Raw genomic sequence first — 9,434 nt, forward strand, 5'->3', positions numbered from 1 at the left:
TTGTGCGGTCCTTGCGGCCCGGCCGGCCGCCGACGAACTGGGCTGCCGGCCGATCGTGAGCCGGGTGTACCGGAGGCTCTTCCGGAACTGGTCTGCAAGGTTGCCGCAAGGTCGTTGGGTCATGGTTCGACGACCGCGAACGGATGGACCATCTCCACCGGGAGGAACCCAATGTCGGGGTTCGCCGCTTACCACCAGGTCGATGGCACCACCCACCGACGCCGGTTCGACGAGTTGGCCGGGGACGGCTTCCGTCCGGTCGCGTTGAACGTCTCCGGCGATCCGGGTGACCCCCGCTACGCCGCCGTCTGGGTGCGCCGTCCGGGGCCGGCCTGGCAGGGCGTGCACGGTCTGTCGGCCCGGGACTACCAGTCGTGTGTCGACGAGCTTTCCGACCTGGGGTTCGCGCCGACGGTGCTGAGTGTGGTCGGGACGTCCGGCGCCGAGGTGTTCGCGGCGGTGTTCGAACAGCGCGCGGACGAGCAGTGGTTCGCGCGGCACGGCCTCGGGTGGGGCCCGGACACCAACCCCGACTCGCTCGCCTTCCAGCAGCGGCGGGCCTACGACGAGGGGTACGTCCCACGGTGCCTGGCGGTGTATGGGCAGCCGACCGACCGGCGCTTCGCCGGGGTGTGGGTACGGAACTCCGACGCGGTGCCGTGGTCCTGGTGGTGGACGGACTGCGGGGCGTACCAGCGCTTCTTCGCCGGCCTCGTCGAGGGCGGCATGCGACCCGCCGCGCTCTCGGTGGCCACGGACGGACGGGTGCTGTCGGTCTTCCGGGGCGACCAGGTCGGCGCCTGGTACGCGGGACACGGGATGTCGGCGGACGCGTACCAGCAGGTGTTCGACGCCCAGAACGCCGAGGGCCGGCGACCGATCGTGGTGGCGGTCGGTGGGGCGGGTGACCGGGCGCGGTACGCGGGCGTCTTCGCGGCGGACGACGTTCCGACCTCTCGGCGGTGGAACGTGACCGGCGCCGATTTCGCCGGTGCGGATGATCTCGACGCCGCGCTACGCCGATTCATGGTGCACCGGGGGATACGGGCGGGAAGCGTGGCGATCGGCCGTGCCGGGACGATCGTGGGCTCCCGGGGCTACACCTGGGCCGAGCCGGGCTGTCCGGTCACCGCGCCCGGTACGACGTTCCGGATCGCCAGCCTCAGCAAGATATTCACCGCCGCGGTGGTCAGCCGGCTGGTCGAGGCCGGTCGGTTGGCGTGGAACACGGCGGCTTTCCCGTTCGTCGGAATCACGTCGCCGCTGCCGTCCGGCACCGTGGTCGACCCTGCGGTGAACGCGATCACCGTCGAGCAGCTCGTGCTGCGCACCAGTCGGCTGCCGAGGGACTTCGACCGGGAGCAGCGGGAGATCGCCGCCCAGCTCGGCGTTCCGGCCGCGCCGGTGCCCCTGGACATCCTCCTCCGGTATCTGTACGGGCTTCCGCTGGCCGGCGACGTCCCCACCGGCGGTCTCTACTCGAACACCGCCTTCCAGCTGTTGACCGTGGTCGTCGAGCGGGCGTCGGGGCTGCCGTTCATCGGGGCCCTGGACCGGTACGTACTGGCCGAGATGGACATCACGGACGTGGCGGTAGGAGCGACGGCCGTGCGGGCGCGCCAGCCCGGGGAGGTCGTCGGCTACGACCACGCCGACGTGCACGCCTCACAGCTGGACTTCGCACCGGACGCCCTCGCTCCCAACGCCTACGGGGGTGACCTGGTCCTGGAAACCGCCGCGGGCTCCGGTGGCCTGATCACGTCCGCGCCGTCGATCGCCCGGACGATCGCGCGGTATCCGGTGTGGAACGCCGACCGTACGCATCTGACCGGGCGAGAGGTGAACACCCGGTACGGCGCGACGGACGGAACGTCGAGTGGAGCCAGCAGTCGCCGCGACGGACTGGACTTCGCGTTCCTGTTCAACCGGCGGGTCAGCGAGGCCGAGCGAGGCGAGATCAGGGACGCCATCAACGCCGTTCTCCACACCCACGGTCGGTCGCTGTAGCCCCCAGCTCGCGCAGTCTGGCCCGGAGCCGGTCGGCTTCGGCCCGGTTCAGGTCGTCGAGGATCGCGACCGCGTGCCGCCAGGCGGTCCGGGCGGCGTCGGTGTCACCGTCGGTCAGGTGCGTCTCGCCGAGCCGGGTGAGCGTGGCGGCCTCCTCCTGACGGTCACCGAGGTCCTGGAACCGGTCGAGCGCCAGGCGGTAGTACACGATGGCCTGCCGGTGGTGGCCGAGATGGTGGTGGGCGTAGCCGAGGCTGTCACAGGTGATCCCCTGCCCCAGGCGGTTTCCCAGCTCCTCGTGCTGGGCGAGCGCGCGCTCGCAGAACGTCAGGGCGCGCCGGTGGTCGCCGAGATGGGCGTGGTACCAGCCGATGTCGTTGAGGGCGCTGGCCTGGCCGGCGCGGTGGCCCGCCGCCTGGAACAGCGTGGCGGCGTGCCGGGCATGGTCGAGTGCCTCGGCGAAGTGCTCGCGCCGCTCCCACACCATCGCGAGGCGTACGTGGCTGTGTGCCTCCACGACGAGATCGCCGGCCTGGGCCGCGAGGTCGAGGGCGCGGAGCAGGTGGGTCTGCGCCTCGTCGAGGTGGCCCTGCTGGTAGTACGCGCGGGCCAGGTGGTAGTGCACGAGTGCCCGGGTGGCGGGCTCGGCCAGCCGCTCGGCGGCGGCCAGCGCGACGCGTTGGACGGCGACATTGTCGCGCCAGTGTCCCCGGCGGATGAGGAACGTCGTGAGGGTCCAGGCCAGCTGCCAGGCGTGGACGTCGAAACCGGCCGACGCAGCCCTGTCGACGGCGGCCATCAGGACGGCGTGTTCGGCGGCGAACCAGGAGAGCGCCTGTCGATGGTCGGCGAACCGCTCGGGCGTCACGTCCGGGTCCGGGTCGGCGAGGGCGACCGGATCCCGGGTCGGCTCCAGCACCAGTACGGCGGTGTTGGCGCTGCGCAGGTAGTGGTCCAGCAGCCGGTGTACGGCGGCCCGACGCTCGTCCTCGGGATCGGTGCCCTCCGCCTGCTCCCTGGCGTAGGCACGCAGCAGGTCGTGCAGGGTGTACCGGCCGGGCGTGGGCTGGCTGAGCAGATGGGCCCGGGTCAGCTCGGCCAGCACCGGCCGGGCGGCTCCCGGCGGAAGGCCGGCCAGGCTGGCCGCCGCCGGTGCCGCGAGGTCGGGGCCGGGGTGCAGGCCGATCAGCCGGAACAGCCGCGCCGCCGCCGGGCTCAACTGGTGGTAGGACCACGAGAACACCGTTCGCGCGTTGGTGGCCGGGTCCGCGCCGGTGAACTCGTCCAGCCGGCTCTGTGCGCCGGCCAGCTCGCCGGCGAGTACGACGAGTCCGAATCCGGGGTTGGCGGCGGCCCGGGCGGCCACGATGGACAGTGCGAGCGGCAGCCGGGCGCAGAGCGTGATGATCTCGTCCACCGCCTCCGGTTCGGCCGTCACCCGCGCTGGCCCGACCCGGCGGGCCAGCAGGTCGCGGGCCTCGGCGACGCTCGGCAGCCCCACCGTCAGCGGGCGCGCGCCGGTACCGGCGACCAGACCGGCGAGCTGGTTGCGACTGGTGACCACGGCGACGCAGCCGGCCGCGCCGGGAAGTAGCGGGCGTACCTGCTCGGCGTCGCGCGCGTTGTCGAGCACCACCAGGACCCGCCGTCCGGCCAGCAGACTGCGGTACATGCCGACCTGGGCGTCCAGTCCGGCGGGGATCCGCTCCGGGGGCACCTCGAAGGCGTCAAGGAATCCCCGCACCGCCTCGGTAGGCGTGACCGGCGAGCCGGTGGGGTCGAAGCCGCGCAGGTTCACATACAGTTGCCCGTCGCGGAACTGGCTGGCTGTCCGGTGCGCCCAGTGCAGGGCCAGGGTGGTCTTGCCGATTCCGGCCGTGCCGTCGATCGCGGAGATGGCCACGGTCTCGACCGGGCCGGTCGCGGCCAGCACCAGCCGGTCGAGTTCACGCAGCTCGTCCTCGCGGCCGGTGAAGCCGGCCACGTCCGGCGGTAGCTGTGCCGGTGTGGCGATCCGGGCGGTCGGGACACCGGGGTCCGGCGGCATCTGCGGAGGTTCGCCACGCAGAAGCATGCGGTGCAGGTCGCGCAGTTCCGAGCCGGGATCGGTGCCGAGCGCGTCGGCCAGCCGGCGTCGGGCACCCGCGTAGCGCTCGACGGCCTCGGCGTCCCGTCCGGTCGCGTGCAGCGCCCGCAGCAACAGCGCTTCGAGGGGCTCCACCAGCGGATACTCGGCGATCAGATCGGGCAGTACGCCGATCAGCGCGTCCGGGTTGCCCAGCCGCAGTTCGGCCTGCGCCCACCGTACCGCCGCCTCACACCGGAGCCGGTGCATGCTGTCGCGGATCTGCCCGGCCCATTCGCCGGAGATGGCGGCAAGTGGTGAGCCGGCCCAGAGATCCAGGGCTTCGGCGAGCGCGCGAGCCCGGTCGGCGTCGGCGGACCCCGCGTCCCGACCCTGGTCCACCAGCCGGCGGAACCGGTGCAGGTCCACCCGGTCCGGATCGATTTTAAGGACGTAGCCGGCGTGCCGGCGCTCGAGCCGGGGCGCCGCCTCCTCCTCCAGCGTCGCTGCCCGGCTGAGAACCTGCCGGATCCGGCTCAGGTGCGAGTACAGCACGTTGCGGGCCTCGGCGGGCGGGGCCTCGTCCCACAGCCGGTCGATCAGGGTCTCGATCGCGACGGGCCGGGGCGTGTCGACGACCAGTACCGCCAGTACCGCCTGTTGCCGTGGAGTGCCCACCTCGAGGGGCTGCCCGGCTGCCCGTAGCTGCACCTCACCGAAGAGCCGCAGGTTCATGCGTCCGCCCCCGGATCGACCCGTGATCGAATTACACATATCGATACTTGTCGGATCGCAAGTTCGCCGCAAGGTAGCTGTCCAGGTTCCGATGCGAGCGTGGCTTCCGGGTCGACCGGTCCGGCGATCCCGGCGACGAATTCAGCACAGAGATGGGGAGTTCCGATGAAGATCCTGTTCACCCGCCTGCTGGTCACCGGTGCACTCGCGGTGCCGCTCGTCGCGGTCGGCGCGACCGCTGCCTCGGCCGAGCCGACCAACTGCACCGCGACGCCGTCGGGCAACACCACCAGGGCGCGGTGCACCAGCGGTACCGGCCAGGTGCGGGCCGGCATCCTCTGCGTGGTCAAGGGCGAGTTCGAGAACGACCACTACGGCCCCTGGGTCGGTATCGGTGCCACGTCAACCGTGACCTGTCCCGGTGGCGGCCGGGGCGTCGACTGGTGGTACGAGATCGGCTGACCGGGGCAGCGGGGGATCCGACCGTGCCGCCGGCCCGGCCCGGCGGCACGGTCGACCGGCGCGCTACCGCACGGCGGTGCGGCAGGCATCCGGGAGGTCCGCCGTACCCGTCGCTCCCTATCCGCATGAATGATGGGTAGGATAGGGAATTATGGAGCGCGGGTGGTATTCGGTGGAACAGATTGCCGAGCGGCTCGGCCTGCACGTGCGGACGGTTCGCGGTTACATCCGCGCCGGCCGGCTGAAGGCCGTCCGGATCGGCAAGCAGTACCGCATCGCCCAGGCCGACCTCGACGCGTTCACCGGTCGACCGGCCGGCACCATCCGGCCCCGGGTGGAGGTCTCCGCCATCGTGGAGATCGACGACCTCGGGGCCCTGGCGGCCGACCGGCTGAGCACCCTGCTCGTCGCCGGTGCCCAGATGCCCCGGGACACCGGCGAGCCGCTACGCATCCAGACGGTCTACGACGAGGCGCGTGCCCGCTTCAAGGTCATCATCCTGGGCGGCGTCGCGACGACGGCCGACGTCCTGCAGACCATCGACGGAATCCTCGAAACGGAGCACGGCATGTTCCTGACCGATCCCGGCGGCCCGGCGGCCCGCCGTGGCTGACCTCGTGACCGAGCGCGGCGGCATTTCCGTACTCGTCTGCGGCGACGAGGGCGTGCCGATCGCGAGTACCCAGGACGCGCTCGACGTGATCGGCTCCGCCTTCTTCCGGGCGGACATCGTGGCCGTACCCGTCGGTCGGCTCGACGAGCGGTTCTTCGTCCTGCGTACCGGCCTGGCGGGGGAGATCATGCAGAAGTTCGTCAACTACCGGATCCGCCTGGTGGTCGTCGGCGACATCTCCGGGCACCTTGCCGCCAGCACGGCACTGCGCGACCTGGTGGCCGAGTCCAACCGGGGCAACCAGGTCTGGTTCGTCGACGACCTCGGCGATCTCGACACCCGGCTGGGCTGACTGATGGGCCGCTCGTACCGGGCACCGACCGGACGCTCCAGCGGGAATCCGGTCGGCCCGTCCCGATGAACGTCATCGAGTTCACCGCCTATCCGGCCCGGGACGAGCCGCACACCCTGGTCGTCGGCGCCCGGATCGACGGTAGCGACCTGCGGACCGTCGTGGCGGAGGTCGTGGCGCCGCTGTGGGCGCTGGAACTGGACGACGAGGACTTCGACTCGGAGATCGAACGGGACCGCTTCCTGCTGGAATGCCACGGCGGCCTACCGGCGCAGGACGTGGCGTGGCCGTCCCGCCACTTCCTCGGCGAGGTCGAGTACCCGGACTACAGCGGCTACGAGCCCGGCGAACTCGCCCTACTGGGTTGTGGCTGCGGGATCTGGGGTTGCTGGCCACTGCTGGCCCGCATCACCGTCGACCCGGACGCGGTCACCTGGACCGGCTTCCGGCAGCCCCTCCGCCCCGGGTGGGGCGTGCTGCGACTCGGCCCGTTCCGTTTCGACCGCACCGCCTACGTCGAGCGGCTGGCGTCGCCCACCGTTCTCGACGCGGATCCGCTCGATCCGTCGTAGCCCCGACACCCTCGGGGTCGGCCAGCCGGCCAGCCGGTTGTCGTAGCCGGAGGACGCTCAGAGCAGGCCGGCGTCACGTACCTTCATGGCGACGAGAACCCGGTTGTCGGTACCCAGCTTGGCGAAGATCCGGGTGACGTTCGCCTTCACGGTGGCGACGCTCAGGTAGAGACGTTCCGCGATCTCGGCGTTGGAGCTGCCCCGGGCCACCTCGATCGCCACCTCCCGCTCGCGCTCGGTGAGCCTGGCCAGTTCGCGCTGCGCCTGTGGTCGCCGTGGCTCGTCCCGGCCGGTGGCGACGGCGATCACCTGGTGCGCGACGCTCGGCGACAGGATCGGTTCGCCCCGCGCCACGGCGCGGACCGCCTCGATCATCCTCGGCGGCGGGGTGTCCTTCAGTAGAAAGCCGCTGGCGCCGAGCCGGAGCGCCCGGAGCACCATCTCGTCGGCGTCGAAGGTGGTGAGGACGAGAACCCGGGGCGGATTCGGCTGTGCCAGCAGCAATTCGGTGGTGACCAGCCCGTCCTGGTGGGGCATCCGGATGTCCATCAGCACCACGTCGGGTCCCAGATCCCGGATCACGCCCATGGCCTGCCTGCCGTCCTCGGCCTCGCCGACGAGGTCGAGGTCCGGCTCCCCGCCGAGGATGAGGCGCAGCCCGGTCCGCACCATCGGGTCGTCGTCGACGATCACGAGTCGGGTCACAGGGCGCAGCCTTCCCAGGGCAACCGGGCGTCGAGGACGAAACGGCCGTCCTGGACGCCATGGCTGATGGTGCCGCCGGCCAGCCGGGTCCGTTCGGCCAGGCCGACCAGCCCGAGCCGGCCGCCGGGACCCGCGACCGCGCCGGGCGGCGCCGGGTTGCTCACCCGGATCCGCAGGCCGTCGCCCGGCCGCCCGCCGAGTGCGGCGGTGACCCGGCTGCCCGGCGCGTGCTTCCGGGCATTGGTCAGCGCCTCCTGCACGATCCGGTAGGCATGCCGGCCGGTCTGCGTCGGCAGCAGATCCCGGTCGTCGATGGTGTCGTCCACCTCGACCTGCTGACCGGCGGACCGTACCTCGTCGAACAGGGCATCCAACTGGGCCAGGGTCGGCTGCGGGGCCTCCAGGGCGCCGTCGGCCCGGAGCGTGCCGAGCACGGTGCGCAGTTCGTTCAGCGACTGGTGCGCGCTCTCCTGGATCGCCAACGCGGTCCTGCGGGCCTCCTCGGCGCGCAGATCCTTCCGGTACGCCAGTCCGCCGGCCAGCATCGACAGCAGTGAGATCCGGTGCGCCAGCACGTCGTGCATCTCCTGGGCGATCTTGGCGCGTTCCGCCAGTTTGGCCTGTTCGATCCGCTGCTCCTGAGCACGTTCGGCGGTCAGCGCGGCCTCGTGGCGGGACACCGCCAGGTCGCGGCGCCCGCGCAGGTAGAGGCTGAAGACGGTGAGCCCGCCGAGGACGGCGGTTCCGGTCAGCACGGAGACCAGCGTCGCCTGGTTGACGTCGTACCAGCTCGACCGGACCACCAGGCACAGCCAGGACACCACCGCGACCGACCCGAACTGACGCCACCGACGATGCGTACCCAGGGAGACGTACGCGACCTGGGCGGGCCCGGTCGCCGTGGTGGAGAAGACGGTCAGCAGGGCGGTCGCCATCGCGATCGGCCACGGCAGGCGACGCCGCCAGTGCATCAGCACCAGCCCGAGTACGCCGAGCCCGACGTCCACCAGCGCCGGCACGAGTCGATTACTATCCCGTGCGGCGACGACGGCCAGGATGACGCCGAAGAACAGCATCGGCAGTACGGCGCAGAGGTAGCGCAGCGCACTGCCCAGCCGGTCCAGGGGCGGATTGTCCGTACGTTCGAGCACCAGTCAAGGGTAGAGAGCCCTGCGCCGGTTTCTTAGCGACCTGGGTCGCCATCGCGATGGCCCCAGGTCCACCCCCGGCGGGGCGGATCTGGCCCCGGGGCGGGGAGCTCCTCGACCTGGGACCGATGATCGACGGCTTCCGGTCCGCTGGACTGGGTCCGTGATCGAATTCAACCAGGTCAGCAGGGCCTACCGATCGGTACTGGCACTCGACACCGTCTCCTTCACGGTCGCCCCGGGGACCATCACCGGATTCCTCGGCCCCAACGGCGCCGGAAAGTCGACGGCCCTACGGATTCTCGTCGGGCTGTCCCGGGCCACCTCGGGCTCGGCGACCGTCCTGGGGCGGCCGTACGCGGAGCTGACGTGCCCGGCCGCCCAGGTCGGCACGCTGCTCGACGCCAACGCCCAGCATCCCGGCCGTACCGGGCGGGAGATCCTGACCCTGGGCGCGATGACGCTCGGGTTGCCGAGGTCACGGGTCGACGAGGTGCTCGATCTGGTCGGCCTGACCCGCCGGGAGGGGCGGCGGACCATCGGCGGCTACTCCCTCGGGATGCGGCAGCGCCTCGCTATCGGTTCCGCGCTGCTCGGCCAGCCTCAGGTGCTGATCCTGGACGAACCGGCCAACGGCCTCGACCCGCAGGGCATCCGGTGGCTGCGGGGGCTGCTCCGGAACCTCTCCGACTCGGGCTGCGCGGTGCTGCTCAGCTCGCATCTGCTGCCCGAGGTGGAGCGGGTCGCCGATCACATCGTGATGATCGGCCGAGGC

The 9,434-nt window shown here is 71.7% G+C and carries 9 protein-coding genes; 6 read left to right on the forward strand and 3 right to left on the reverse strand.

Annotated elements, in window-relative coordinates; genetic code table 11:
* The first annotated feature begins 171 nt into the window (after positions 1–171).
* Positions 172–2,007, forward strand: a complete 1,836-nt coding sequence (locus I0C86_RS14515; RefSeq protein ID WP_196201737.1) for a serine hydrolase — start codon at positions 172–174, stop codon at positions 2,005–2,007.
* On the opposite strand, the gene I0C86_RS44750 is transcribed toward I0C86_RS14515, so the two are convergent.
* Complete coding sequence (locus I0C86_RS44750) at positions 1,970–4,807, reverse strand: AfsR/SARP family transcriptional regulator (protein WP_196201738.1); 2,838 nt, start codon at positions 4,805–4,807, stop codon at positions 1,970–1,972. The two genes, I0C86_RS14515 and I0C86_RS44750, sit on opposite strands and share 38 nt — an antisense overlap.
* A gap of 165 nt (positions 4,808–4,972) precedes the next feature.
* On the opposite strand from I0C86_RS44750, the gene I0C86_RS14525 reads away from it, so the two are divergent.
* The 4 genes from I0C86_RS14525 (at position 4,973) to I0C86_RS14540 (ending at position 6,806) form a co-directional block, all read left to right on the forward strand.
* The gene (locus I0C86_RS14525; RefSeq protein ID WP_196201739.1) at positions 4,973–5,269 is read left to right on the forward strand and encodes a hypothetical protein; all 297 of its coding nucleotides are present in this window, start codon (positions 4,973–4,975) and stop codon (positions 5,267–5,269) included.
* 172 nt (positions 5,270–5,441) lie between these two features.
* Positions 5,442–5,882, forward strand: a complete 441-nt coding sequence (locus I0C86_RS14530; RefSeq protein WP_323373637.1) for a helix-turn-helix domain-containing protein — start codon at positions 5,442–5,444, stop codon at positions 5,880–5,882.
* Positions 5,875–6,234: a DUF4180 domain-containing protein gene (locus I0C86_RS14535; RefSeq protein WP_196201741.1), complete on the forward strand. Its 360-nt coding sequence runs from the start codon at positions 5,875–5,877 to the stop codon at positions 6,232–6,234. The genes I0C86_RS14530 and I0C86_RS14535 overlap by 8 nt, the downstream gene beginning before the upstream one ends.
* 65 nt (positions 6,235–6,299) lie before the next feature.
* The gene (locus tag I0C86_RS14540) at positions 6,300–6,806 is read left to right on the forward strand and encodes a hypothetical protein (RefSeq protein ID WP_196201742.1); all 507 of its coding nucleotides are present in this window, start codon (positions 6,300–6,302) and stop codon (positions 6,804–6,806) included.
* Positions 6,807–6,863: 57 nt separating this feature from the next.
* Here I0C86_RS14540 and I0C86_RS14545 read toward each other — a convergent pair whose 3' ends face one another.
* A complete protein-coding gene (locus tag I0C86_RS14545; protein WP_255527731.1) occupies positions 6,864–7,520 on the reverse strand; it encodes a response regulator in 657 nt (218 codons plus the stop codon).
* On the reverse strand, positions 7,508–8,662 hold the full coding sequence (locus I0C86_RS44445; protein ID WP_196201744.1) for a sensor histidine kinase: 1,155 nt from the start codon (positions 8,660–8,662) through the stop codon (positions 7,508–7,510). Before I0C86_RS44445 ends, I0C86_RS14545 begins: the two co-directional genes overlap by 13 nt.
* A gap of 160 nt (positions 8,663–8,822) precedes the next feature.
* On the opposite strand from I0C86_RS44445, the gene I0C86_RS14555 reads away from it, so the two are divergent.
* Positions 8,823–9,434 (forward strand): ATP-binding cassette domain-containing protein (locus I0C86_RS14555; protein WP_196201745.1); only part of this gene is annotated, 612 nt, incomplete at its 3' end.

The organism is Plantactinospora alkalitolerans (assembly GCF_015690345.1).
Classification (GTDB): Bacteria; Actinomycetota; Actinomycetes; order Mycobacteriales; family Micromonosporaceae; genus Plantactinospora; species Plantactinospora alkalitolerans.

What these genes read in the sequence shown, in the direction of transcription:
- I0C86_RS14525 (WP_196201739.1), top strand. Translation starts at nt 4,973, where the DNA reads ATGAAGATCCTGTTCACCCGCCTGCTGGTCACCGGTGCACTCGCGGTG.
- I0C86_RS14515 (WP_196201737.1), top strand. Translation starts at nt 172, where the DNA reads ATGTCGGGGTTCGCCGCTTACCACCAGGTCGATGGCACCACCCACCGA.
- I0C86_RS44750 (WP_196201738.1), bottom strand. Translation starts at nt 4,807, where the DNA reads ATGAACCTGCGGCTCTTCGGTGAGGTGCAGCTACGGGCAGCCGGGCAG.
- I0C86_RS14540 (WP_196201742.1), top strand. Translation starts at nt 6,300, where the DNA reads ATGAACGTCATCGAGTTCACCGCCTATCCGGCCCGGGACGAGCCGCAC.